At 34.4% G+C, this 25,585-nt stretch carries 27 protein-coding genes and 1 pseudogene; 11 read left to right on the forward strand and 17 right to left on the reverse strand.

What is annotated here, in order from left to right:
- Nucleotides 1–47: 47 nt before the first annotated feature.
- A complete protein-coding gene (locus ES765_RS08050) occupies nt 48–917 on the reverse strand; it encodes a hydroxymethylglutaryl-CoA lyase (RefSeq protein ID WP_138113029.1) in 870 nt (289 codons plus the stop codon).
- A 53-nt stretch (nt 918–970) separates the two neighbouring features.
- Nucleotides 971–1,591 (reverse strand): LysE family translocator, encoded by a 621-nt coding sequence (locus ES765_RS08055; protein ID WP_138113031.1) that lies wholly within the window; start codon nt 1,589–1,591, stop codon nt 971–973.
- 87 nt (nt 1,592–1,678) lie between these two features.
- On the opposite strand from ES765_RS08055, the gene ES765_RS08060 reads away from it, so the two are divergent.
- Nucleotides 1,679–2,089: a Dabb family protein gene (locus ES765_RS08060; protein ID WP_138113033.1), complete on the forward strand. Its 411-nt coding sequence runs from the start codon at nt 1,679–1,681 to the stop codon at nt 2,087–2,089.
- Nucleotides 2,090–2,210: 121 nt separating this feature from the next.
- On the opposite strand, the gene ES765_RS08065 is transcribed toward ES765_RS08060, so the two are convergent.
- Entirely contained in the window at nt 2,211–3,254 is a 1,044-nt protein-coding gene (locus tag ES765_RS08065) for a quinone-dependent dihydroorotate dehydrogenase (protein WP_138113035.1), read from the reverse strand.
- Between the two features lie 63 nt (nt 3,255–3,317).
- The gene (locus ES765_RS08070; protein ID WP_138113037.1) at nt 3,318–3,767 is read right to left on the reverse strand and encodes a hypothetical protein; all 450 of its coding nucleotides are present in this window, start codon (nt 3,765–3,767) and stop codon (nt 3,318–3,320) included.
- Nucleotides 3,768–3,835: 68 nt separating this feature from the next.
- Here ES765_RS08070 and pepT point away from each other — a divergent pair, with 68 nt between their 5' ends.
- The gene (gene pepT, locus ES765_RS08075; protein ID WP_138113039.1) at nt 3,836–5,059 is read left to right on the forward strand and encodes a peptidase T; all 1,224 of its coding nucleotides are present in this window, start codon (nt 3,836–3,838) and stop codon (nt 5,057–5,059) included.
- Nucleotides 5,060–5,126: 67 nt separating this feature from the next.
- A pseudogene (locus ES765_RS22865) lies at nt 5,127–5,363 on the forward strand (DUF1801 domain-containing protein); the annotation flags it as partial.
- 281 nt (nt 5,364–5,644) lie between these two features.
- Here the strand turns inward: ES765_RS22865 and ES765_RS08080 are convergent.
- The 4 genes from ES765_RS08080 to nusB all read right to left on the reverse strand — a co-directional run bounded on the left by ES765_RS08080 (nt 5,645) and on the right by nusB (nt 8,852).
- Nucleotides 5,645–6,994 (reverse strand): Gfo/Idh/MocA family protein, encoded by a 1,350-nt coding sequence (locus ES765_RS08080; protein ID WP_138113041.1) that lies wholly within the window; start codon nt 6,992–6,994, stop codon nt 5,645–5,647.
- A gap of 93 nt (nt 6,995–7,087) precedes the next feature.
- Nucleotides 7,088–7,372: a preprotein translocase subunit YajC gene (gene yajC, locus ES765_RS08085; protein WP_138113043.1), complete on the reverse strand. Its 285-nt coding sequence runs from the start codon at nt 7,370–7,372 to the stop codon at nt 7,088–7,090.
- Between the two features lie 18 nt (nt 7,373–7,390).
- The gene (locus tag ES765_RS08090) at nt 7,391–7,861 is read right to left on the reverse strand and encodes a DUF1573 domain-containing protein (protein WP_138113045.1); all 471 of its coding nucleotides are present in this window, start codon (nt 7,859–7,861) and stop codon (nt 7,391–7,393) included.
- 43 nt (nt 7,862–7,904) lie between these two features.
- Nucleotides 7,905–8,852 (reverse strand): transcription antitermination factor NusB, encoded by a 948-nt coding sequence (gene nusB / locus ES765_RS08095; RefSeq protein WP_138113047.1) that lies wholly within the window; start codon nt 8,850–8,852, stop codon nt 7,905–7,907.
- 171 nt (nt 8,853–9,023) lie between these two features.
- Here nusB and ES765_RS08100 point away from each other — a divergent pair, with 171 nt between their 5' ends.
- The 3 genes from ES765_RS08100 (at nt 9,024) to ES765_RS08110 (ending at nt 13,912) form a co-directional block, all read left to right on the forward strand.
- The gene (locus tag ES765_RS08100; RefSeq protein WP_138113049.1) at nt 9,024–10,775 is read left to right on the forward strand and encodes an ABC transporter ATP-binding protein; all 1,752 of its coding nucleotides are present in this window, start codon (nt 9,024–9,026) and stop codon (nt 10,773–10,775) included.
- A 66-nt stretch (nt 10,776–10,841) separates the two neighbouring features.
- Nucleotides 10,842–11,225 (forward strand): PUR family DNA/RNA-binding protein, encoded by a 384-nt coding sequence (locus tag ES765_RS08105; RefSeq protein ID WP_138113051.1) that lies wholly within the window; start codon nt 10,842–10,844, stop codon nt 11,223–11,225.
- A 167-nt stretch (nt 11,226–11,392) separates the two neighbouring features.
- Nucleotides 11,393–13,912 carry a M14 family zinc carboxypeptidase gene (locus tag ES765_RS08110; protein WP_138113053.1) on the forward strand — a complete coding sequence of 840 codons (2,520 nt, stop codon included), beginning with the start codon at nt 11,393–11,395 and terminating at the stop codon, nt 13,910–13,912.
- A 100-nt stretch (nt 13,913–14,012) separates the two neighbouring features.
- On the opposite strand, the gene ES765_RS08115 is transcribed toward ES765_RS08110, so the two are convergent.
- The 4 genes from ES765_RS08115 to ES765_RS08130 are packed head-to-tail and all read right to left on the reverse strand — an operon-like array spanning nt 14,013 to nt 16,627.
- Entirely contained in the window at nt 14,013–15,065 is a 1,053-nt protein-coding gene (locus tag ES765_RS08115) for a lysophospholipid acyltransferase family protein (protein ID WP_138113055.1), read from the reverse strand.
- Nucleotides 15,062–15,982, reverse strand: coding sequence for a bile acid:sodium symporter family protein (locus tag ES765_RS08120; RefSeq protein WP_138113057.1), 921 nt, complete (start codon nt 15,980–15,982; stop codon nt 15,062–15,064). The genes ES765_RS08115 and ES765_RS08120 overlap by 4 nt, the downstream gene beginning before the upstream one ends.
- 4 nt (nt 15,983–15,986) lie before the next feature.
- Nucleotides 15,987–16,325 (reverse strand): tRNA-binding protein, encoded by a 339-nt coding sequence (locus ES765_RS08125; RefSeq protein ID WP_138113059.1) that lies wholly within the window; start codon nt 16,323–16,325, stop codon nt 15,987–15,989.
- Nucleotides 16,322–16,627 (reverse strand): phosphoribosylpyrophosphate synthetase, encoded by a 306-nt coding sequence (locus tag ES765_RS08130; RefSeq protein ID WP_138113061.1) that lies wholly within the window; start codon nt 16,625–16,627, stop codon nt 16,322–16,324. Before ES765_RS08130 ends, ES765_RS08125 begins: the two co-directional genes overlap by 4 nt.
- A gap of 96 nt (nt 16,628–16,723) precedes the next feature.
- On the opposite strand from ES765_RS08130, the gene ES765_RS08135 reads away from it, so the two are divergent.
- Together ES765_RS08135 and ES765_RS08140 are read left to right on the forward strand one after the other, a co-directional pair.
- Nucleotides 16,724–17,287 (forward strand): thioredoxin family protein, encoded by a 564-nt coding sequence (locus tag ES765_RS08135; RefSeq protein WP_138113063.1) that lies wholly within the window; start codon nt 16,724–16,726, stop codon nt 17,285–17,287.
- Between the two features lie 55 nt (nt 17,288–17,342).
- Nucleotides 17,343–17,870 carry a GNAT family N-acetyltransferase gene (locus tag ES765_RS08140; RefSeq protein ID WP_138113065.1) on the forward strand — a complete coding sequence of 176 codons (528 nt, stop codon included), beginning with the start codon at nt 17,343–17,345 and terminating at the stop codon, nt 17,868–17,870.
- Between the two features lie 22 nt (nt 17,871–17,892).
- Here ES765_RS08140 and ES765_RS08145 read toward each other — a convergent pair whose 3' ends face one another.
- Entirely contained in the window at nt 17,893–18,429 is a 537-nt protein-coding gene (locus tag ES765_RS08145) for a YfiT family bacillithiol transferase (protein WP_138113067.1), read from the reverse strand.
- Between the two features lie 107 nt (nt 18,430–18,536).
- Between ES765_RS08145 and ES765_RS08150 the strand changes: the two genes are divergently transcribed.
- Nucleotides 18,537–19,175: a peroxiredoxin gene (locus ES765_RS08150; RefSeq protein ID WP_138113069.1), complete on the forward strand. Its 639-nt coding sequence runs from the start codon at nt 18,537–18,539 to the stop codon at nt 19,173–19,175.
- A gap of 139 nt (nt 19,176–19,314) precedes the next feature.
- Nucleotides 19,315–19,509, forward strand: a complete 195-nt coding sequence (locus tag ES765_RS08155; protein WP_027064347.1) for a cold-shock protein — start codon at nt 19,315–19,317, stop codon at nt 19,507–19,509.
- 364 nt (nt 19,510–19,873) lie between these two features.
- Here the strand turns inward: ES765_RS08155 and ES765_RS08160 are convergent, their stop codons facing one another.
- The 3 genes from ES765_RS08160 to ES765_RS08170 form a co-directional block, all read right to left on the reverse strand.
- Nucleotides 19,874–20,806, reverse strand: coding sequence for a peptidylprolyl isomerase (locus ES765_RS08160; protein ID WP_138113071.1), 933 nt, complete (start codon nt 20,804–20,806; stop codon nt 19,874–19,876).
- Nucleotides 20,807–21,271: 465 nt separating this feature from the next.
- Nucleotides 21,272–22,669 carry a M28 family peptidase gene (locus ES765_RS08165; protein WP_138113073.1) on the reverse strand — a complete coding sequence of 466 codons (1,398 nt, stop codon included), beginning with the start codon at nt 22,667–22,669 and terminating at the stop codon, nt 21,272–21,274.
- Nucleotides 22,641–23,522, reverse strand: a complete 882-nt coding sequence (locus tag ES765_RS08170) for a PPK2 family polyphosphate kinase (RefSeq protein ID WP_138113075.1) — start codon at nt 23,520–23,522, stop codon at nt 22,641–22,643. Before ES765_RS08170 ends, ES765_RS08165 begins: the two co-directional genes overlap by 29 nt.
- Nucleotides 23,523–23,708: 186 nt before the next feature.
- On the opposite strand from ES765_RS08170, the gene ES765_RS08175 reads away from it, so the two are divergent.
- Nucleotides 23,709–24,404, forward strand: a complete 696-nt coding sequence (locus ES765_RS08175; protein WP_138113077.1) for a hypothetical protein — start codon at nt 23,709–23,711, stop codon at nt 24,402–24,404.
- A gap of 13 nt (nt 24,405–24,417) precedes the next feature.
- Here the strand turns inward: ES765_RS08175 and ES765_RS08180 are convergent, their stop codons facing one another.
- Nucleotides 24,418–25,581, reverse strand: a complete 1,164-nt coding sequence (locus ES765_RS08180; RefSeq protein WP_138113079.1) for a sigma-54-dependent transcriptional regulator — start codon at nt 25,579–25,581, stop codon at nt 24,418–24,420.
- Between the last annotated feature and the right edge of the window lie 4 nt (nt 25,582–25,585).

Here is a 25,585-nt window from a genome sequence, read left to right on the forward strand (position 1 = left end):
TCCCGTTTCATGAATATCGGCACACTCTTAAAAAAAAAATTCAACATCTAATGGTACTTCAAAAATAGCTCAGAAGCTTTGTTGTAAGATGCTTCAAAAGCCATCCAATTAACACTGGTATCAGCCTTTTGCTCCGTGAAATATGATAACATTTTCTCAGTGGGCATATTCCCCGTTAGCTCGTCTTTGGCCATTGGGCAACCACCAAAACCTTGCACAGCCCCATCAAATCGTCTACAACCGCCCACATAAGCAGATTCTATTTTTTCATGCCACTTATTCGGTGTTGTATGTAAATGTGCGCCAAAATCAATAGAAGGATATTTCGGTATTAGGTTTGAAAATAAATATGAAATAGTTTCTGGATCTGAAGAACCTACAGTATCAGATAACGATAGTATTTTAGCCCCCATTTTCGCCAACCTTTCAGTCCATTCACCTACTATTTCCACATTCCAAGGATCTCCATAAGGATTACCAAATCCCATAGAAATATAGGTTACTACTTCTTTATTGGCGCTTTCTGCCAAGTTAATAATTTCTTGTAATGTTTCTACAGATTGAGCTATGGTTTTATGGGTATTCCGCATTTGAAAATTTTCCGAAATAGAAAAAGGAAATCCTAAATAATCTATTTCCGGATGCAAGACAGCATCCTGTGCCCCTCTCACATTTGCAACGATAGACAAGAGCTTTGTCTTAGTATTGGAAAGGTCTAAACCTGCTAAAACCTCTGCCGTATCAACCATTTGTGGTATAGCCTTAGGCGAAACGAAACTACCAAAATCCAATGTATCAAACCCACATCCCAATAAGGACTGAATATACCTTACTTTTTCTTCGGTAGGGATAAACTCCTTAATGCCTTGCATGGCATCTCTGGGACATTCTATTATTTTAATTTTTGAATCAGACATTATGTAAAAATACAAACTCAAATTAAGTAAGGCTTGTTAATGACTTAAATAAGCTACCCGAAAAATAAAAATATAGCAATCCCCACAAAGACAGTTATTTGCAGCCATTTAAGCACAAGACCTGTACGTTTATTAGTCGTTAAAAAATTTGAAATACTACCGGATAGCAAAGCGATTCCACAAAACACAAATGAAGACACGATGATAAATAACACACCCAGTACATAAAATTGAATAATTGTACTCAACGAATCTGAAAATAAAAATCCTGGAAAAAAGGCAAGAAAAAAAATTGTTACTTTAGGGTTTAGAACATTCATTATAAACCCTTGACGAAATAATGCACTTAAACTTTTACCTGTCTTTTTTTTAGTTTCAAATGATATCGAATCATTACTCCTATAGACTGAAGTAGCTAAGAATAAAAGATAAACAGCTCCAAATATCTTAATTAGATTAAATATATCCGGGTTATCTTTTATTATTGCAGAAACCCCAAATGCCAACAAGGTAGTATGCACTAAACAGCCTGTCATAAGGCCACCGACAACCGCTATACCGAATTTTTTACCGTTTTTGATACTTTGTATAAATACAAAAATATTGTCAGGCCCAGGTGAAATAGCCAACGCAAATGTGGCTATTGTAAATGCCAACAAAGTTTCGTAATTCAATTTAGATATAATTGGTTAGGACCCTAAAATACAAATTACCATTATTTAAGCCTATTTTTAATATCTTGCTTAAAAATTAATAATCTTATGAAAATTAAAATCTTAGTCTTTCTAATTAGTATTTCATGTGTGGCAAATGCTTTTGCCTCATCAAACGAACATTCAAAGAAAAGTACCATAATCGAGAACGATAGCCTTTTAAGGCATGTAGTACTCTTTAAATTTAAGGATGGAACTACTCAGACCCAAGTGAAAGAAGTTGAAGATGCCTTTAGTGCATTACCTTCTAAAATTAAACAGATAAAAGGCTATGAATGGGGATTAAATAATAGTCCCGAAGGATTGGATAAAGGGTTTACCCATACATTTTTTCTAACGTTTGAAAGCGAAGAAGCTCGTGCAATTTATTTACCTCATCCTGATCATAAGGCCTTTGGTGCGGTATTAACTCCGTATTTAGAGGATGTTCTCGTTATTGATTATTGGACTAATAAATAGGTAGCTACTTCTATTTTAAATTCAAATGATATGCCTTTATACGACTAACTTGTGTTGTGTAAAGGCATTTATTCGTATACCTACTAGCTTACTTACGTTTGGTAGAATTTAGTACTTGCGATTAAATAGCTAATTTTTTCAAAATTGCTTTATTAATTTTTTTTACCAATCCCGGTCCTTCATACACGAATCCAGTCCATAACTGAATTAAATCGGCACCAGCTTCAAATTTCTCAAGGGCATCTTCTGCGGAATGAATACCGCCTACACCTATAATAGGGAAAGATTTATTACTTTTTTCTGCTAAGAATCTGATTACCTCAGTACTTCTATTTTTTAAAGGTTCACCACTAAGACCACCTGCCTCTTCAATTAAAAGTGCATGTGATTGTAAATTATCTCTAGAGATGGTAGTATTGGTAGCGATAACACCATCGATTTTGGTGGTGTTCACAATTTCAATAATATCTAACAATTGACTATTGGTAAGATCAGGAGCGATTTTCAATAGAATAGGTTTACGCGCTGTGTTTTTTCGTCCGCTCAATTTTAGATTTTCTAATTGAAGCTCATTTAATAAAGCTGTTAATGGTTCTTTATCTTGTAATTCACGTAAACCTGGCGTATTGGGTGAACTAACATTTACAACAAAATAATCAACATCATCGAACAGCGCATCAAAACAGATTAGATAATCCTTTATGGCTTCATTGTTTGGTGTATTTTTATTTTTACCGATGTTGCCACCTATCAAGACCTTATGTTCTTTTTTTAATTGTTCGGCTGCATCAAAAACACCATTATTATTAAACCCCATGCGGTTAATTATTGCATGGTCCTTTTTAAGTCGAAATAATCTTTTTTTAGGATTTCCATCTTGTGGTTTAGGTGTTAATGTTCCTATTTCCACAAAACCAAAACCAAAGTCTGAAAGTTCGTTATAGAGTACCGCATTTTTATCAAAACCAGCCGCCAGCCCTACAGGATTTTTAAATTTTAAGCCAAAAAGTTCACGCTCCAAACGTTTATCTTCGATAAGAAACATGGATTTAATAAGTCCCGAAAGCCCAATCTTAGAAAAAAATTTTATACTAAAAAAACTGAGGTAATGAACTTTTTCTGGATCGAACAGAAATAAAAAAGGTCTAATAAAAAGCCTGTACATTGATATATTTTAGATGGCACAAAAATACAAAAGTGAAATTGATAATAGATAGAGATTATCCTATCAGTTTTTATTGTTTAAACTATCTGGGTATACTGTTGGTGTTACAATAAATGGAGAACGAGAAGCCTCTTTACAAAGTGAACGGTATAATTCATATTGCTTAGGATTGAATGAGGCCAACATTCGTTTGTCTATCATCATTTGAACCCTACCCATACTGTCCATTACATTTTTGTACTTATCCGCCAATTGAGTCAACTCCGTTACAGTGCTTTGTGGATGACGGTCTGTAATATTTTGTAATTCATTGTTCAGCAAATCATTACGATACTTTAACTCTGCCCCATAATTTATTAATTTTTCTTTCTGCAACGAATTCAATTGAAAAACATTAAAAATAATAGTATCATTTGTAACCCCTACACCTAGAGCACAATCTGCTTGTGCATTTACCGTATATGCAAATCCTAACCAGATTAGTAAAGCTAAAAAACTAAATTTCTTCTTCATGAAATTTTCAAATCTTACAACTCCTAAAGTACAATTTATAACCCTATTTTTGGTGAAATCATTTTTCTATGCAGCATATTATTGAACGTTTCATTAGCTATGTGACTATTGACACTCAAAGTGACCCCTCATCAGAGACCACTCCAAGTACTAAAAAACAGTGGAACTTAGCGAATAAGCTGGTAGAGGAACTCCGTTCTATTGGTTTGAAAGATGTTACAATTGACGACAACGCCTATATCATGGCTACCTTGCCTTCGAATGTACAACATGATGTGCCTACGATTGGGTTTATTTCACATTTCGATACTTCCCCAGATTTCTCAGGAACTAGTGTCAAACCAAATATTATCAAAAATTATGATGGTCTAGACATCGTTTTAAACGAGGAAAAAAACATTATTCTATCCTCAACCTATTTCGATGATCTATTACAATATATTGGGCAAACACTTATTACAACTGATGGCACAACGCTATTAGGTGCTGATGATAAGGCAGGAATAACCGAAATAGTTACTGCCATGGAGTATATAGTTAATCACCCAGAAATAAAGCACGGTACCATTAAAGTTGGTTTTACGCCCGATGAGGAGATAGGCAGAGGTGCTCATAAATTCGATGTAGAAAAATTTGGCGCACAATGGGCCTATACTATGGACGGTAGCCAAATTGGCGAATTGGAATATGAAAATTTTAATGCTGCCGGTGCTAAAATAACCATCAGCGGTATAAGTGTGCATCCTGGCTACGCAAAAGGAAAAATGGTGAACGCCATTCTCATCGCCAATAAGATTATAGCTGAATTGCCTAAACATGAAATTCCCCAAGAAACGGATGGTAGAGATGGTTTTTTTCATGTACATCATATGGATGGGGATATTGAAAACGCCACTATAGAAATGATAATAAGAGATCATGATTTAAAACATTTTAAGCAACGAATAGAACTTTTACAAACATTGGTCAATACATACAATAACTCCTGTGGTGATTGTATTACACTGGAAATAAAAGAGCAGTATTTCAACATGAAAGAAAAGGTTGAGCCCGTATATCATATTGTAGAAATAGCAAAAAAAGCTATGGAAGATGTTGGCATTAAACCTATAATAAAACCGATAAGAGGTGGAACAGATGGTTCACAACTAAGTTTCATGGGGCTACCATGCCCTAATATTTTTGCTGGCGGACATAACTTTCATGGCAAATATGAATATGTGCCGGTAGAAAGTATGCAGAAGGCGGTAAAGGTCATAGTTAGAATTTGTGAATTAACCGCAAATCAATAATCTTGTGGATAAGGGAGAAAAATTAGAATAATTTTATAATGAAAATTATCACTTTAAAGATAGCGTTCACAAACTAAGAAAGTTGGTGCTTACTAGCAGCTTAACAGAAACTGATAAGTGGAGTTTTCCCACCTACACCTTCGACAACAAAAACAAAATAGCCATCTGTAAATTCAGGGCTTATTTTGGTCTATGGTTTTTCAACGGAGAGTTTCTAAGTGATTCTGAAAATATTCTTGAAATGCTCAAAAAGCCAAGGCCAAAACCATGCGACACTGAAAATTTCAAACTCCAGGAGAAATAGACTAGACAATTACTTGCACCTATATTTTAGAAGCAATGAAGATTCATTAAAAAGACTACACCTTACGCCTGTAAAAAGGATTAAAGATAAACTCACAATACCATCACATTTATCCTCGTCGTTTAATACAAATAATGAGCTTAAGGATGCTTTTCAAAAACTATAATATTCGAAGCAAAAAGAGTTTCCCAATTCGATAAAATAGTTCCACTAATTTTAGAAGGTAAAGGTCTTAACGACCTTTACCGAAAATAGATTTTAAATTTTTCTATCATAAACCATTACAGCTTTGGTAATTTCCAACCATTGTTATAGTTCGCTTTTAAAAATTGATTGGCCTCATCGTTTTTGAATTCACCAGAGATCTCATCCCAATAAATTCGATTTCCTGTTTTAAAGGCAACGTTACCCATATGGGAAACCAATGCAGCATCATAACCCACTTTGATCGGTGCATTTAATGCAGAAGCATCCCTACTTTTTACCGCTTCGATGAAGTTTTTAGTATGTAAATCCAAACCGCTTAAACCTCCATTATCATAAGATATAGCTTCCATTTTTGGAATACCTTCTTTACCCCAACCTTGAAATTCCTTTTCAGGTATAACCTCCCAACCACTTCTATCTAAAACCAAGGTCCCATTATTGCCTATAAAAGCAATACCATGATTTCTACCGTAATTTCCACCATCAATACCCGTAGCATGTTCCCAAAGTATAGAGAAACCATCATACTCGTAAACGGTTTGCAAAGTATCAGGAGTTTCGGATGCATCATCAGGGTAAGCGAATTTACCCCCCAAGGCCATCACCGATTTCGGTGTTTCTGCCTTCATACCATAAAGGGCATAATCCATTAAATGAACCCCCCAGTCAGTCATTAATCCGCCTGCGTAATCCCAAAACCATCTAAAATCAAAATGAAATCTATTGGTATTAAACGCTCTATCTGGCGCAGGACCTAACCACATTTTATAATCAACCCCGTTTGGCGCAGCTGAATCTGCAACAACCGGTACTGGTTTCATCCAACCTTGATAGGCCCAAGCCTTAGCCAAACGTATCTCTCCCAATGCACCGGAATGAACATATTTTATCGCATCCACAAAATGGGGTTGACTTCGCTGCCACTGCCCAATTTGCACCATTCTATCTCTGGACTCAACAAAGTCTAACATGATATTCGCTTCTTGCACAGAATTGGCAATAGGCTTCTCACAATACACATCTTTACCAGCTTGCAAAGCATCTGTCAATTGTAGACAATGCCAATGGTCTGGAGTACCAATAATCACTACGTCAATATCTTTATTTTCTAGCAACTTTCTATAATCGCCATACCATTTTGGCTTTTTAATACCTGCCTTTTCTAAGTCTGCAGTTCTAGCTAATAAGACATTCTCATCAACATCACATAATGCAATAACATTGATCTCACTCATTTTAAGAAAAGAAGATAAATCAGAGAAACCCATGCCATTGCACCCTATTAATCCCACATTAATAGTATCATTTGCACCTACTTTCTTTCGCATCATGGATAATAACTCCATAGGAAACATAAACGAAGCTCCCGTCATTAATAACCCAGCGGTTCCCTTTCTTATAAAATTTCTTCTGTTTTGTCGCATGTTGATAATTTAAGTGTTCTTTAAATATACCATTTTTAAACAAAAAAAACACCGATGTATCCATCGGTGTTTTTCTATATGTAACGTAAATTGTTACTTTTCTGGAGCACTTAACTTTTTGCTCATTTCCATGGATATGGCAGATCTATCATATTTTAATTTTCCAGCCATTGTTTCCAATACACATGAAAAATCTTTCTCATTCAAATCTACCACCTTTCCGTGCAGCCCACTCTTGGTAATAATGCGATCACCTCGTTTTAATTCTGCCGAAAATTTTTTTTCATCCTTTTGTTTTTTCATTTGTGGTCTAATCATAAAAAAATATGCGACCACGAAAATCAAAATCATCGGAAGAAACTGCCCTATATCACCCATTTTTGGTATGTATTTATTTTAGTTAACAGGTCCTAATGGAGCTGCGCCTTTTGGATTAACAAAAGCTTTAATTCTTAAAATCTCTGAACCTTTCTCAGTATTCGCTGTAACCGTAATAGTTTTCGTTACTTGATTTTGTCCAGAACCATTAAATTTCACCATTAATTCACTAGACTCACCTGGGGCTATAGCCTCTTTTGGTGGGTTTGGAACCGTACAACCACAGCTACTTTTTGCATCTGTAATAATTAAAGGTGCTGTACCCGTATTTGTGAATTTGAAGGCTGCTTCTTGCGGAGTTCCTTGCTCTATTGTACCAAAATCATGCTCGGCCTTTTCAAAAGACATTACTGGCACCGCTTTTGAAGCTTCATCCCTTACGGCAGCTTCCGCTACCTTTTCTGTGTTAATTTTACTTGATGCATTTTCTTTGCAAGAAGTAAAAGCTACCATTGATACAAGACCAACAATTAAGACTATTTTTTTCATGTTATTTAGATTTATCAATTAATTGTAAAATTATAAAATATTTTTATAACAGACCTCTACCTATTTTATTAAGCTTTCCTTCTGCCTTATATTCTTTCGTAAGCTTATCTAAAATACCATTTATAAATATGCTACTTTTGGGAGTTGAGTATTCTTTTGCAATCTCTAAATACTCATTTATTGTCACCCTTTCCGGTATTGACGGGAAGTGTAACAGCTCACATATAGCCATCTTCAAAAGAATACTATCTACTTCTGCAATACGATCCTTATCCCAGTTTGGGGTTTTACCTTCTATTTCCTTTTCTAAAGCGACATCCTTTAATAATGTTCTTGAAAGTAATTGCAAAGCGAACTTCAAATCCTCATCATCTTTCAATAAACTTGGTAGGAAATGAGATTCTGGATGAGACTCCTTCGTTTTTTTTAAATGCTTTAGAACAAACGTATTTACAATAGGAATGTCATCAACCCAAGTTAATTTGTCATCCTCAAAATAATCGTATATTTTTTCATTTGGCGCAATGATTGTCTTAAACAAAGTTATAATCAACTCTTTATCGGCAGCATAATCACTACTTGGTTCGGACATGTAATCTTTGTAAACTTCGCTTTCCAGAATAGCCTTGTAGATAAGCTTGACATACTCTTCATTCAAATACCAATTATCCAATTTTCTATGGATAACTTCCTCTGCTAACATATTGTTGTTCGCAATTTGCAATAACATCCTATTCTGAATGAACTTTTTAGGATTGGGGTATTCGTTTTTAGTATCGCTAATATATTTATTAGCAGATAGAGAAATTTGGTCAGCAGCCTTTTTATGTAATTCTACAAAAAGACTTAGCCACAACAAATAAAGCGTATAGGTATTATCTATGCTTACTTTTAAAAACTTCTCTTGTTTTTGCAGGGAATCATCCTTGGATTGAATTAGGGCGTAAATACTTTGCATTACCTTAACCCTAATGTGCCTTCTTGTAAGCATTTTAAAGAACTTATTTAATAAGATTATTAATTAAAGCCGCAAAGGTAAGTATCTATTTAAAGGGTCACAATAGCAATTGCATTTATCTTAGGTAATTTATAACATATGGTTTTAGGTCAAAAAACTATCTTTGAGCAGATAAATTTTAATCTTCTTTTTTTGACCAAACCTATGAAAGAACTTAAGCACCTTAATAAATACTTTAAAAAATATTGGCTTAAACTTTTTTTAGGGATTATTATTACTATTGTAGCCAGACTATTTCAGTTAATAATGCCTACTTATGTGAATAAATCGATTTCTGTAGTGGAGCGTTTTCTAAATGCAGAGATTGCCAAGACCGAGGCACAAGATTTATTATTGGAATTTATCTTAATTATAGTCGGTGCAGCTTTATTATCCGGTTTTTTCACCTTCCTCATGCGGCAGACCATTATCAATATATCTAGGTATATTGAGTATGATCTTAAAAATGAAATTTTCGACCATTATCAAAAATTAAGTCTCAATTTTTATAAAAAAAATAGGACGGGTGATTTAATGAACAGGATTAGTGAAGATGTAAACCAGGTGCGTATGTACGCTGGTCCGGCCATTATGTATGGTATACAAACACTTACACTCTTCGCATTCTTGATTCCGCTGATGTTTGTAAAAGCCCCTACCTTGGCAGCATACACCCTTTTACCCCTTCCGATATTATCTGTATTGATTTATCAAATCAGTAAGGTCATTCATAAAAGAAGTACGATTGTACAACAATATTTATCAACCCTATCCACCTTTACCCAAGAAGTATTTTCTGGTGTTTCTGTAATTAAAGCATATGCTATAGAACCACAGACCAATCAAGAATTAATTAATCTTGCCAATGAAGGGAAAAATAAAAGTATTAGCCTAGCAAAAATTAACGCTTGGTTCTTTCCTTTAATGGTCTTATTAATCGGAATAAGTAATATTTTGGTGATTTACGTAGGTGGCAATCAATATCTATCAGGTGAAATTAGTGTTGGTCTTATTGCAGAGTTCATACTTTATGTAAATATGTTGACATGGCCGGTTGCTATTGTAGGTTGGTTAACTTCAATTGTACAAAGAGCAGCAGCTAGTCAAGAAAGAATCAATGAATTTCTGAATGAAAAACCTGAATTAAAAAACACGCGTACCTATAAACACGAAGTTCAGGGAAAAATAGAATTTAAAAATGTGGGATTCACATATGATGACACAGAGATTACTGCTTTAACCAATTTATCTTTTACTATAAATAAAGGAGAAACAACAGCTATTTTAGGTAAAACAGGCTCAGGCAAATCGACTATTTTAGATTTAATAGCACGCCTTTATGAAACAACATCTGGGGAAATATTAATAGACGATGAACCAATTAAAGATATTGACCTTACAAATTTAAGAGAGTCAATTGGTGCTGTACCCCAAGATGCCTTTTTGTTTTCAGACAGTATAAAGAATAATATCAAATTCGGTAAAGAAGATGCAACCGAAAAAGAAATTATTGATATAGCTAAAGATGCCGTAGTACATGAAAATATCATGGGCTTTTCTAAAAAATATGATACCGTATTAGGGGAAAGAGGAATCACCTTAAGCGGTGGACAAAAACAACGTGTATCTATTGCTAGAGCGCTCATTAAAAAACCGAAAATATATTTATTTGATGATTGTCTTTCAGCAGTTGATACGGAAACTGAGGAAGAGATTCTAAATAATCTAAAAAAGGCGTCTAAAAATAGAACCACCCTCATTGTAAGCCACCGGGTTTCTTCGGCTAAAAATGCGGACCGAATTCTTGTTTTAGAAGATGGAAGACTCATTCAACAAGGTACTCATGAAGAATTAAATTTTAAAGATGGCTATTATAAAGAACTTTACGCCAAACAGCTATCAGAGAAAGAAAATTAGAAAATTGTTGTCGGATAGCATTTTTTTTTCCATTTTTGATAGTATCAATTACACTAAACATAAGAAATGAGCGAAAGAGATTTATCAGACCAGGAAGAAATTCACTCCAAAGTTTTACGCGCAGGCAGACGGACTTATTTTTTTGATGTAAGAAGCACCAAGGCTGGCGATTACTACCTTACAATAACCGAAAGTAAAAAATTCACCCACGATGATGGGTCTTTCCATTATAAAAAGCATAAAATCTACTTGTATAAAGAAGATTTTGATGCCTTTAAAGAGAATGTTGAGGAAATGATGGATTTCATCATTAATGAAAAAGGATCAGAGGTAATATCTGAAAGACATCAAAAAGATTTCAAAAAAGAGGAAACTGAAACTGAGCCAGAAATAGAAAAACCTTCAACCAGTACCTCTAGTTTTACCGATGTGAGCTTTGAAGACATTTAAATAAAATAATATGTTGAAAATTCAAAACGATCCTTATTTTTTGGATCGTTTTGAATTTTTATCTATCAGTAGGCATTAATCCTTTTAAGATTGCATCGCCAAACAAAATTTTTAATTGCATCTCTCGTTAAATTCTCCATGAGGTTTACGTAAACACAAAAACTAACATGAAAAAAATCATCCTTTATGCTTTAGTCACACTTTGTTTTAAAGTTGTTGCCCAAGACAAATTGACATTAGACTATTATTTACCCCAAAATATCAGCTATGACCAAAGTATCCCAAAACCAGCCGAAATCATTGGGCATGAAGTTGGTGAATGGCATGTCACGCATGACAAATTAATGGTATACATGCAAACGTTAGCTAAGGCCAGTGATAGAATAACGATTGAAAACCGGGGAGAAACATTTGAAGGCAGACCTATTCTATTATTGACAGTAACTTCCCCTAAAAACCAGCAAAACATTGAAGAAATAAGAAAGAATCATATTGCTCTTACAGAAGATGGAGGGATTACCGATTTATCCAAGATGCCTATTGTGGTATACCAAGGTTTTTCTATTCATGGTAATGAACCGAGTGGCTCTAATGCAGGTTTGGCATATGCCTATTACTTAGCCGCAGCCCAAGGTCCTGAAATAGAGAATTTATTGGAGAATATGGTTATTTTGATGGACCCTTCTTTCAATCCTGATGGGTTACAACGTTTTGCTTACTGGGCGAATAGCAATAAAAGCATCAACTTAGTTTCTGATAATAATGAGCGTGAATATCATGAAGTTTGGCCTGGCGGTAGAACAAACCACTATTGGTTCGATATGAACCGAGATTGGCTACCTGTACAATTGCCAGAAAGTAGAGCACGAATAAAAACATTCTACAAATGGTTACCAAATATTCTTACAGACCATCACGAAATGGGCACAAATTCAACATTTTTCTTTCAGCCGGGCGAACCAACACGGGTCCATCCATTAACGCCAAAGGTGAATCAGCAATTAACCGCAGAAATAGGTACTTATCATGCAAAGGCTTTGGATAAAATTGGCTCACTATATTATTCTGAGGAAGGGTATGATGATTACTACTATGGTAAGGGCTCTACCTTCCCCGATGTAAACGGTGGTATTGGCATTTTGTTTGAACAAGCCAGTTCAAGAGGTCATATTCAAGAAAGTGAAAACGGATTATTAACTTTCCCCTTTACGATTAGAAACCAATTTACCACAGCACTTTCCACTATTGAAGCGGCCAAAACTATGCGTGAAAAAATATTGGGATATCAACAACAGTTTTATAAAGATATAAAGACCGAAGCATCGAAAAGTAAAACAAAGGCCTTTGTTTTTGGTGATGCTAAAGATGGTGCTAAGGCATGGCATTTGGCTGAAATTTTAAAAAGACATCAGATTGAGGTGCATTCATTAAAAGAAAATACAACCATTGCTGGCAAATCTTATACTAAGGAAAATAGCTATGTGGTACCAATGGAACAAAAGAATCCTAGACTACTAAAAGCGATGTTCGAAAAACGCACCACTTTTACAGATAGTCTTTTCTATGATATTTCTGCATGGACATTTCCGTTGGCATTTAATGTAGATTATGCCGAGGTAAGTTCATTAAGCAACGCTGGGGAGGAAATAAAAGATTTGAAACCAATTAAAGGTGGTGTTAGCGGTCAGACCAATTATGCGTATTTATTTGAGTGGAACGAATATTACACTCCAAAGGCATTACATGCTATCATAGAAAATGGATTACGCGCCAAGGTTGCGAAAAAACCATTCTCAGTAGAAGGAAAAACTTATGATTACGGTACTATAATGGTACCTGTTCAAAACCAAGACTTGAATGCATCAGAACTGTTTACATTTCTTCAAAACGTAGCTACAGAAAGCATGTTGAACATAACTGCGGTAGGTACAGGTTTAACTAAAGGAATCGACTTAGGTAGTAATGATTTTGACCCCATAAAAAAACAAAAAGTAGCTATAATCGTTGGTGAGGGCGTTCGTTCGTATGACGCTGGTGAAATTTGGCATCAATTTGATACCCGTTATAATATGCCACTTACTAAATTAGATTTAAGTTATTTGAATAGGGTCAATCTTGATAAGTATACAGATATTATACTTCCTAGTTTTAATGGTAGCGCAATTGACAAGAAAGTTGTAGAAAAATTAAAAGAATGGGTTAAAAATGGAGGAACGCTGATTGGTTTCAGAGATGTTGCCAAATGGTTTAGTAAGAATGAGTTTATGAATTTGGAGTTTAAATCCGATACTTTGGTTGCCAAAAATATAACCTTTGAACAGAAGCAAGATTTTAGCGGTGCCCAAGTTACTGGTGGTGCCATTTTTGAATCAAAATTAGATCGCTCTCATCCTATTAATTTTGGTTATAAGAATGATAATTTAGCGTTATTTAGAAATACCAATGTTTACATTAAACCAGATAAGGATAGTTATAACAACCCTATAACCTATACTAATAATCCATTATTGAGTGGATATGTCTCTGAAGAGAATTTAGAATTGATTAAAAACTCTGTACCGTTCCAAGTACAAGGATTAGGGAAAGGTAAAGTCATCGCATTTACAGACAATACCAACTTTAGAGCGTATTGGTATGGAACCAATAAACTACTAATGAATGCCATTTTCTTTGGTGAAATGATGTAGTATAAAAACAACCCTAAGATTCTAAAATATCTTAGGGTTGTTTTATTTTACACCACCCCTTAATAGGTTTACTCTAATTAGACAATTAAAAACTTGGCACTTAATCTAAAGCGAATTTAACCAACACCATATTTAACATAGTTAATAAAAATACACTTAGTAGTGCAATGTTGAAACTCAAGAAAAAAGCTAGTAAGAGAAGAAGTAGGGTTAGATAAACAGGAAATAAGATAAAGCCTGTTGCAAATCTAAAGGTGCCCATAAATTCAGGTTCCTGTATTTTTGGTTTTATCACTAAACACCAAAAAAGCACAACCGGAAAATTGAAAAGAACCAGAACATAATAGGAAAAAGATATTTTCCCACTCTTTATAGATTGTGGTTTTGAATCACTTAATTTTTCAGCAGTAAATAACTTCAACTTATTATTTATCTCTTCAGGATTTAAAAAATTCGCATTTACATTATGTAAGGTTCTAATAGACGCATCATAATCCAATTCTTCTGGTATATGCGTAGTAAGCCCCTTTAATCGTGAAGCAACGTCGTTTTTAATAGCCAAGCTAGATTCATTCAAATTTGCTTTATCATACAAACTCCTAGCTGATATTGGCTTTCCATAATAAACGGCAACCTCATCTGGAAAATTTGCTGCATTCTTATAATTTAAACCGATAGGCACCAGTTGAATATCCAAAGTAGGATTCATCTCAAAAGCTCTTAAGATGATTCTAGTGAAACCTTTACTCAATGGCCTTACTCTACGCTTAAGGTTGTGATTGGCTTCAGGAAAAACAACCAATGCCTCTCCCCTATTTAACAAATAGGCGCATTCATCAAAAATCAAATTATTATTAGATAGGGTTTTTCTCCCATCCCTCATTCTGTAAATCGGCAACATTCGAAAATAGGAGAAGATACTTTTCAAAAATGGTTTTGAGAATACATCTGCCCGAGTTAAAAAGAATGGTTTTCGTTTGCAGTCTGTACCAATTAATAGCACATCGATTAAAGCACTTTGATGATTAGGTAAAAATAATATAGGTTTGTATTTAGGAATATTTTCCAACCCGAATACCTTTATTCGTTTATGATAAGAATATAGACCCGACTTTACTGCGAGTTTTACAATTGAATACACAAAACCGCTCAAGCTAAAGTTTCTTTAAGTCTAAATTTAAAATTCCAAAAGGCAGCTAATGTCAAGCCAGAAATAATATGCCAAATTCCCCAAAAAGCAGCTAAAAGTGCCATACCACCTAATCCATCAAAAAAGGTAAAAATCAGTAAGAGACCTAAACCCGAATTCTGTATACCAGTTTCAATGGTAATCGCTTTTACATTTTTTTTTGGCAATCGAAATAATATGGCAATACTATACCCAGTGGAAAATGCAATAAGATTATGTATTAAAACAATCCAAAACACGTATTCAATGTAATCCATAAAGATTACTCGATTATTATAAAATGCGATTAGAACCAAAAATATAAAAAAGAGCAACGAAACAACTTTAAGCTTTTTAGCCATTTTATTAGCCAAAACTGGTCTATGATAATTCACATACATACCCAATAATAATGGTACGCCCAAAAGCAATGATACGAGCTTAAACATTCCGACAGACGAAATTGAAATTTCTTGAATTAAATTTAAACTTGGAGCATAAAGCATTGACCAAAAATGAAAATTTAATGGTGTCATAACTATAGCCAAAATCGTAGCAACCGCAGTAAGGCTTACCGATAAAGCTGTATTCGCTTTCGCAAGATAGGATATGAAATTAGAGATATTACCACCTGGGCATGCCGCTACCATAAACATCCCTAAAGCAATACTAGGCATTGGTTCTATGAACAGAACAAGTAGGTATGTTAATGCTGGTAGTAAAACAAACTGACAGAGTAAACCAACTACTAATGACTTAGGCTTTAACCATAACGGTTTAAAATCCTTTATTGAAATTTCTAAAGCAACGCCAAACATGACCAAACCCAAAACAAGGTTCATCACCCACAATGAACCTGAATCAAAATTAATATGAACGCTATCTAATAAATTTTCAGTCAATAAGCTATGAAATTTTTAATCCGTTAGGCACTTTCATTTGTGGCTGAACTAGTACCACTGTCTTGTCCTCTACAGCGCCCAATATAAAACATTCACTCATAAAATTGGCAATCTGTTTTTTAGGAAAATTGACAACTGCGACAACTTGCAATCCTATAAGTTCCTCCTTTTCATACTTCTTAGTTATTTGAGCCGACGTCTTTTTGACACCTAAATCTGAACCAAAATCAACATGAAGTTTATAGGAGTGATTCCTAGCCTTCGGAAAATCAAACACAGCTATGATAGTACCTACCCTCATATTTATTTTAGTAAAGTCGTTCCAAGAAATTTCGTCGTTCATCTAACTATGTTGAGTTTTTTGATTAAATCTCGAGGTACATTACCAGCATACATACCGTAAGCATCTACCAGAAGCCCTTTGACGCCACTTGAAGTTTCAATCACATATAAAATAGTATTATCATCGGGATTACTATCTCCTTCAAACCTATAAAACTTAACAACATCTAACTCCGTTGTACTGTGAATACAATTTTTATGTTTATGTTCCACACCGGCATCACAAAGGTTAAAATCTTCCGTATACCCTTCCCTTTGTAAATCTTGGATTGCCAATGAAAGAGATGAATATGAATTCTTCATAAATTGGTGTTTAATACTATATTGAATTTAGTCAATGTAACGGCAAAATACAAGGTCTTTTAATTTCTTAACTTTGTGTAATTAAATTCTAAATTTATGGCAAGAACAGAGAGCAACATGCTAGCTTTAGGCACCGTGGCACCAGAATTCAGCTTATTAGATACAGTGAGTAAAAAAACGATGAATATTCACGCACTAAAAGGATCAAAGGGAACGGTCATTATGTTTATTTGTAATCATTGCCCTTTTGTAATTCACATAAATCCAGAGATTACAAGATTAGCAAATGAATATGAAAACGAAGGCATAGGTTTTATTGCTATTTCAAGTAATGATGTTGAAAAATATCCTGAAGATGCGCCACATTTTATGAGGATTAAGGCCAAAGCCGAAAACTACCCATTCCCCTATCTATATGATGAACATCAAGAAGTTGCCAAAAGCTATAGTGCCGCTTGTACCCCAGATTTTTATCTTTTCGATGATGAATTAAAACTAGTGTATAGGGGTCAATTAGATGATTCTAGGCCAGGGAACAAACTCCCCTTAAATGGTAAAGATCTTCGTAATGCTTTGAATAATTTATTGCAGGGTAATGTCATTACTGCGCATCAAAAACCGAGTATAGGCTGTAATATTAAATGGAAAGCTACTGTATGATTCAATTACCACCCTACTTAAAAGTTTGTAGTTCAATTAGTCTAAACGAAGAATCATGAACGATAGCGTACTTTTTGAACTGCTTGTACCTAATTTATATGACACCTATATTGGTATAGGTACAATTGCATACAACGAGCATTACCGCCATCTTTGGCCAAATGGCGACACATCCACATATATTGAAAATAGTTTCACTAAAAAGGTATTGCTGAAAGAGGAACTGGATCAAAACACATCTTTGTATCTCATTAGAACGAATAAAAGCTATGCCGGTATTTTAAAAATCACTCTTGACAAGGCTATCGATAAGCATAGTAAACGTAATTCATTATATATTGACAAGATATATATACAAAATAAATATACCCGATTAGGTATTGGTAGAAAAACCTTAGAATTTGTAACAACTCGAGCCAAAGAGCTCTCAAAGAGCGTAATCTATTTAGAAGCTATGCAAAAAGGCTTGGCCTTACCCTTCTACCTATCCAATGACTTTACCATAATTGGAAATACAAAAATTCCTTTCAAAAATGCCATTGAAGTAGAAAAACCGATGTATACCCTACTAAAATATATTTAAGCTAAATTCTTTAGTTAATAGTTCACCACCCTTTTCGTAAGGCTAAATTTTGAATATGCGCAAAGTGATGGTTGCTATGCCAAGCATATTTACCAAGGTTTTCTGCTACCGAAACATTAACGCTTCCATATGGATGGATATAACATTTTTGAAAATCTTCTGATGAGAGGCTTTTTAACATATACACCAATTTTGCATGTAAAGCACTTAGGTAATTTAAGGATAGTTCAATTGGTGCAATTTTAGCATCTATCATATCGCTCCAATCCTTTTCTTCATATGCCTTAATTAACGGTCTATTCTCTGTCAAGGCCCATTTAAAAAGAGTATAACTATGGTGATGACTATCGGCCAAGTGATGAATAACCTGCCTAACGGTCCATCCTCCATTCCTGTATGGTGTTTCCAATTGTTTATTTGAAAAATCCTTTACTAGGTTGGTTAGTCTTTCTGGAAGTTCTTCTAATACAGCTATCCAACTACTAATATTATTCTCTGAAATTCCAACCGGATATTCAAATTGGCCTATAGGATACTTTAATTTTTTTAGCTCTTCCATTTTTTAAAAATAGAAATTTTAATAGACTTTTAACCTAAAATTTTTACCTATAATTGAATAATCTACTAATTTTATAGGATATAATTTTCAATACTAAAAACATACTTATGTCAACAATACGATTAGGGGACAAAGCACCCGATTTTACAGCAGATAGTTCGATGGGAACCATAAATCTTTATGATTATCTTGGAGATAGCTGGGGAATATTATTTTCACATCCTGCAGATTTTACTCCGGTTTGTACAACTGAACTTGGTACCGCATCTAAATTTAAAGATGAATTTGATAAAAGAAATGTAAAAATGTTGGCACTTAGTGTAGATAGCGCAGCATCTCACGCGGAATGGATAAAAGATATCAATGAAGTACAAAACACGGTAGTCAACTTCCCTATCATTGCCGATGAGGATAAAAAAGTTTCTAATCTATATGATATGATTCACCCTAATGCCGATAATAACCTTACTGTGCGTTCTGTGTTTATTATAGCGCCCGATAAATCGGTTAAGCTAACATTGACTTACCCTGCTTCAACTGGAAGAAACTTTTACGAACTGCTAAGAGTAATAGATTCTTTACAACTTACTGCAAATCATAAAGTTGCTACCCCAGCGAATTGGGAACATGGTAAAGATGTTGTGGTTAGCCCTGCAATTTCTACGGTAGATGCAAAAAAAATGTTCACAAAGGGAGTTACAGAAGTAAAACCGTACCTCAGAATGACTCCAGACCCTACATCGTAAGGGCAAAAAGAAGTTCATAGTCAGTAGGTTAGTCGTCGTTATTAACCTAAATATAATGTTAATGTAATGTTAATAATTTTCGCATAATTAATAATAAAATGTTATATTTGCGCTTTAATTAATATTTAATTTTTCTATTATGAGTAAAGGAACAGTAAAATTCTTCAATGATTCCAAAGGGTATGGTTTTATCACTGAAGATGGTTCAAACGAAGATCATTTTGTACACATTTCTGGCTTAATCGATGAAGTTCGAGAAGGTGATGTTGTGGAATTTGAACTACAACAAGGTAAAAAAGGATTAAACGCCGTTAATGTGAAAGTAATTGACTAGGTAACGATTTAACTTTTTTATAGTAAAAAACCCGAACCAATTGGTTAGGGTTTTTTTGTGGTCAAAAGTTAAATTTTAAAAAATGTTTAACATAAACGCAACCTTTTACTTGTTTTAGCATCTCTTGATTAAACAATGATTTGTTCCCCAACCTTATCAATTGATTTATGACCACATTTTTTACAGTATTTCTGGTGTTATTGATTATTAATATCGTGTTGATTGCGAGCAGCATGAAAACCCGAAAAAAGTAACGTTGATTGTAATAACAAAAAAGCTTTTTTCTATTTTTAATAATTTTAAACAAAAAAAACACCTCTATCTTAAAGATAAAGGTGTCCCCATTATTTTAATACCCTCTTAATTAACCAACTTTCATTAATTCTACATCAAAAATTAATGTAGCATCTGGAGGTATTACCCCACCAGCTCCAGCAGATCCATAGGCTAAATTTGATGGTACGACAAAACGAGCTTTATCACCAACTTGCAAAAGCAAAATACCTTCATCCCAACCTGGTATTACTTGACCAATACCTAATTGAAAATCAATTGGTGAATTACGCTTATAAGAAGAGTCAAAAACTTGCCCGTTCAAAAGAGAACCTTCATAATGAACAGATACTTTTTTACCTTTTTCAGCTTTAACTCCGTCACCTTTTTGAATCATTTTATACCGAAGACCAGACTTAGTTGACTCAAAACCTGCAGCCACATTATCAAGCTCTGCTTCTTGTTTTTCCTTTTCAGCAGCTAAACGAACTTCACCGGAGGCATTAAAATCTTCAAATGCTTTTACAGCATCCCAATTTTTAGCTTCCTCGCCTACTCTTACTATCTCTAAAGATTCAATTTTATCGTCTTGTGCTATTTCATCGATTACTTCTTGCCCAGCTTCTACCTTACCAAAAATAGTATGCTTATTATCTAGCCAAGGAGTTGGAACATGAGTAATAAAAAATTGACTCCCATTAGTACCTGGACCAGAATTTGCCATTGAAAGTACACCTGGTGCATCATGTTTCAAATCTGGATGAAACTCGTCATCAAACTTATAACCTGCATCACCAGTTCCCTTTCCTTGTGGGCATCCACCTTGAACCATGAAATCTGGAATAACCCTATGAAATTTCAAGCCATTATAGTAAGGCTCTCCTTTACTCTTTGCATTATTTTCCTTATCACCTTCTGCTAAGGCCACAAAATTACCTACCGTTCCGGGAGTTTTATCATGTGTTAGCTTTACTAATATCTCGCCTTTGTTTGTATTGAACTTGGCGTAAATTCCATCTTCCATTATACCGTTTTTAAATATGGTACAAAGGTAAAGAAATTTAACGGTTTGTGCCTTTTAGCTATTTTAACACCCAGAGAATAAAAGAGTGAGGCGGAGATAAACCATTTTATCAATACTTCTTTCGAGTAGAATACTTTATGCTTAACAATAGTATGTTTTTTTGTTAACTGACAATAAACGTTTCATTTTATATGGTTGTTAAACAACATATTTACCAAATAGACTTATTACGATTTGTTGCTGCCATAGGGCATAATGCTAGCTCATTATTTGTTTAGAGGTCATAAGGCTGATAATCTCACCAATCGTAGTTTTTTAAAACTTGGTAGAGAATGGCTTAAATATTGATTTGTATGTATTGACCTCTTTTTTATCACAAATGGAATTGTACTAACGATGTCAATTTCCAATAAATTGACACCCTATTCATTTTAAAACAGAATAATCGAAATTTACTATGATAATTTAAAATCCATACTTATCTACCAAGTATACTAAACTTGCCATTGTAGCTGCTCCTAATTGAAGCTCACGTTTGTTTACATGTTCAAATGTGTCATTTTCAGCATGGTGGTAATCAAAATAACGTTGTGAATCTGGACGTAGACCAGCCAATACCATATCATTATGCTTTTTTAACGGACCTATATCAGCTCCAGCTCCACCTTTTTGGAAATAATGCACTAGGTAAGGCTCAAACAATTCTTTCCATCCTTTAACTTTCTCAAAATCTTTATCCGAACAATCAAACGTAAAACCTCGTGGAGAGAAGCCCCCCGAATCACTTTCTAAGGCAAATATGTGATTCTCCTTGTTTGAAGCAGCTAGTTCAGCATATTTTATCCCTCCTCTTAATCCATTCTCTTCATTCATAAACAAAACAACCCTAATGGTTCGTTTTGGTTTATATCCTGTTTTTTTAAAAAGATTTAAAACCTCCATACTCTGAACGCACCCTGCTCCATCATCATGAGATCCATCTCCCAGATCCCAAGAATCCAAATGACCACCCACTAAGATAATTTCCTCTGGTCTAGTACTACCTTTAATCTCTCCTATAACATTATAAGATTCAACATCTTCAAATTGCTTGCAATTCTGCTTAAAGTAAAAATTAATTTCTGGATTTAACTTTAGCGATATACTTAACAAATCTGCAGCGTTGGTACTTATTGCTGCTGCTGGTATTCTATCTTCTACTAGTTGCTCACCATACCCCATCGAGCCTGTATGAGGAAAGTCATCTAAACGAAGGTTCATTGACCGTACAACAACACCTAACGCACCATACTTTGAAGCTTCTAAAGCTCCTGAGTAACGTTGATCCACAACATTAGAATAAGCATTGAACGTATTAATTTGAGTAGGATCCATTGGCCTATTAAAAAAAACAATTTTACCCTTAATTTTATCCTTTCCTATAGTGGCCAATTCCTCAATACCACTGACCTCTATAATACTTGCTTTAATACCTTTTGGAGGAGTTGCGACCGAACCACCCAATGCACATATTGCCACGTTTGTAGTCACACCAGGTGTGGTTTCAAAATATGCAAACTCTGGTGTACCCCTCACCCATTTAGGTACCATAACCGGTTGTAACCACACGTTATCCAATCCTAAGGAGTCTAATTGTGCTTTTGTGTAATTAACTGCTTGTTGAGCTTGTACTGATCCTGAAAGTCGCCCGCCGATTTGATTCGACAGATAATTCAACCAATCGTACCCTTTACCCTGCGTTAAGGCTACATCGTACAGCTTTTTAAGCTGTTCTTGATCCGTGTCTTGAGCAAACCCTAAATAAGAAAAGACAATAGCTATTAACAGTGTAAGCCTACTTTTCACCTTGTAATTGTTCTTCATAAGTGCCTAAATTAGCTAATATTTTATCGCTCAACATAGGCTCCTTAATATCTTTGTATTTTTTTAACGATTGAAGCAAAATATTGGCAACTATTAATCTTGTAGCCTTTTTATTATCTGCCGGTACTACGAACCAAGGCGCATGATCTTTGGTAGTTCTTGAAATAGCTTCTTCGTAGTATTTTTTATAGCTCTTCCATAAACCACGCTCCTTTAAATCACTTGGTGAAAATTTCCAATGTTTTTCTTTTAGGGCCAGTCTCCTTAAAAGACGCTGACGTTGTTCCTCCTTCGATAGATTTAGAAAAAACTTAAATATCAAGGTGCCATTTTCAGCTAGGTGGCGCTCAAAATCATTGATTTGATCAAACCTTTTATCCCAAAATTTTTGATCTATATCTTCTACTGAGTGAATTCCAGGAATGTGTTCATTTAATATATATTCAGGATGCACTCTAGTGACCAATACATTTTCATAATGTGTTCTATTAAAAACTCCAAATTTGCCCTTTGCTGGTAAAACTAAATAATGTCTCCATAAATAATTATGACTTAACTCCAATTCAGTAGGTACTTTAAAACTATGCACCTCTACACCACTAACATTAAAATCTTTGAATATTTCCCGTATCAAACTATCTTTACCGGCAGTATCCATACCTTGTAAGCATACTAATATACTATATTTGCCATGTGCATATATAGTATCTTGAAACTCGCCAAGTTTCCTTCTAATTACTGATAATTCTTTTTTTAGTTTCTTATCCGATTTTCCGAAATCTTCATAGGTTATCGTTTCAGACATTTTAAAGTTCTCATTGGCTTTGTATTTTTCTAGATTTATCTTATCCATGCTGAAATATAAAATTTAAATTCTAGTGATACTAATTCAAGTTTTCAACTACACGTTATGACATTTAAATAAATTTCCGTTTATCGAAATTCATAGGTATTGTAACGAATATAATATTTTCTATCCGCTAAACCACTTAAATTCATCGTAGTAAAATCCCAAATTTTACACTGCAAAAACCTACCAATGAAGAAAACTACCTATATTTTCTGCGCTATTGCTGTAGTATTACTGTCATCATATCGGCCTAATTTAGAATGTGAATATGCCAATTCGAATATGGGTTTTGCCAAATCTCAAATAAATACGGCACTGCTTACAGATGATATTAATCATGCTAGGTTTTATACTTATAAAGCTTTAAATGCCTTAGAAAAATCTAAAACTCAATTGGATATTTGTGGATGTTCTTCTGCTAAAACAAGTATGAATGAAAATTTAGCTGTTTTGGTACTTGCTACCAAATCTACAACACTACAAGGCACTAAAAAAATTTTAGACAAATCTATTGAGCTTACTGAACATACAATGCTTGTACTTGATTCTCACGACACTCATAACAGCGCATATTCCAATGACATGTTGTCTATGAACTCTACTACTACAATAAATGCTGCAACAACTGCGAATAACACTAAAACTTCTAGCCTCAATGATAAAATTGATGCTTCATTGGAAAAATACAGAATCTCCCTTGGGAAAGTAGTAGAAACTGTTAATTGTAAAGAAGCAAAGGCTTTTGCTAAAAAAATATTCGACGAATGTGAAAGTCAGTTGCTTCAACCTAATTTATCTGAGGGAACCAAGTATTACAATTTACGCACCAAAGAAATTACCCTTCACGCTTTAAACAAACTTGGAAATTGCGTAACTAAAAATTAAGACCATGATTAACTTATTTACTGGCAAATAATTTCACATCATCTTCAGAAACGTCTTGCCCACCAAGTATGATAAGGCGCTCGACTACATTTCTAAGCTCACGAATATTCCCAGTCCAGTCATATGCCTTTAATAACTTAATTGCCGTATCTGAAAAAGTTTTGGCAGCCATACCTTGTTCTTCTGTGATTTTCTTCGAAAAATGTTGAATTAATAACGGAATATCATTCCTTCTTTCATTCAAACTTGGTACTTGAATAAGAATTACGGCTAGACGATGATATAAATCTTCCCTAAAGTTGCCCTCTTCAATTTCTTTTTTTAAATCTTTATTGGTGGCTGCAATAACTCGAACATCAACCTTTATATCCCTGTCTGTACCTACCCTTGATATCTTACTTTCTTGAAGTGCCCTCAAGACCTTTGCCTGTGCAGAAAGACTCATGTCACCAATCTCATCTAAAAATATAGTTCCCTTATTAGCTGCCTCAAATTTACCCGCTCTATCCTTAACAGCAGATGTAAAAGCCCCTTTCACATGGCCGAACAGTTCACTTTCAATTAACTCAGATGGTATTGCAGCACAATTGACTTCAATAAATGATTCTGCACTTCTTGCACTTTTTTCATGTAGCCAATGTGCTACTAACTCTTTTCCTGTTCCATTAGACCCTGTAATCAAAACACGAGCATCAGTAGGAGCTACTTTTTCTATCATATCTTTAATGATACTAATTTCGCTACTTTCCCCAATCATCTCATAATTCTTACTCACCCTTTTCTTTAATTTTTTATTTTCAACGACCAAACCCTTTCTGTCCAAGGCATTTCTTACTGTTGTTAATAGCCTATTCAAATCTGGCGGTTTTGAAATATAATCAAAGGCACCTAAACGCATTGTATTAACGGCCGTATCTAAATCACCATGACCAGAAATCATTATGAATGGTATTTCTGGTTTTATTTTTCTTGCAGCCTCCAATACTTCAACACCATCCATTTTAGGCATTTTAATATCACAAAGAACCAAATCATAGTCATTGTTCTTTACTGCTTCAATTCCTTTCAATCCATCTTCAGCTTCCTCAACAGAATATGCATCATTTTCTTCAGATAAGATTTTAACCAGCACCCTTCTAATTGCCGCTTCATCTTCTATCACTAATATTTTTGACATAACT

The organism is Maribacter sp. ACAM166 (assembly GCF_005771495.1).
In the GTDB taxonomy this organism is placed as follows: Bacteria; Bacteroidota; Bacteroidia; order Flavobacteriales; family Flavobacteriaceae; genus Maribacter.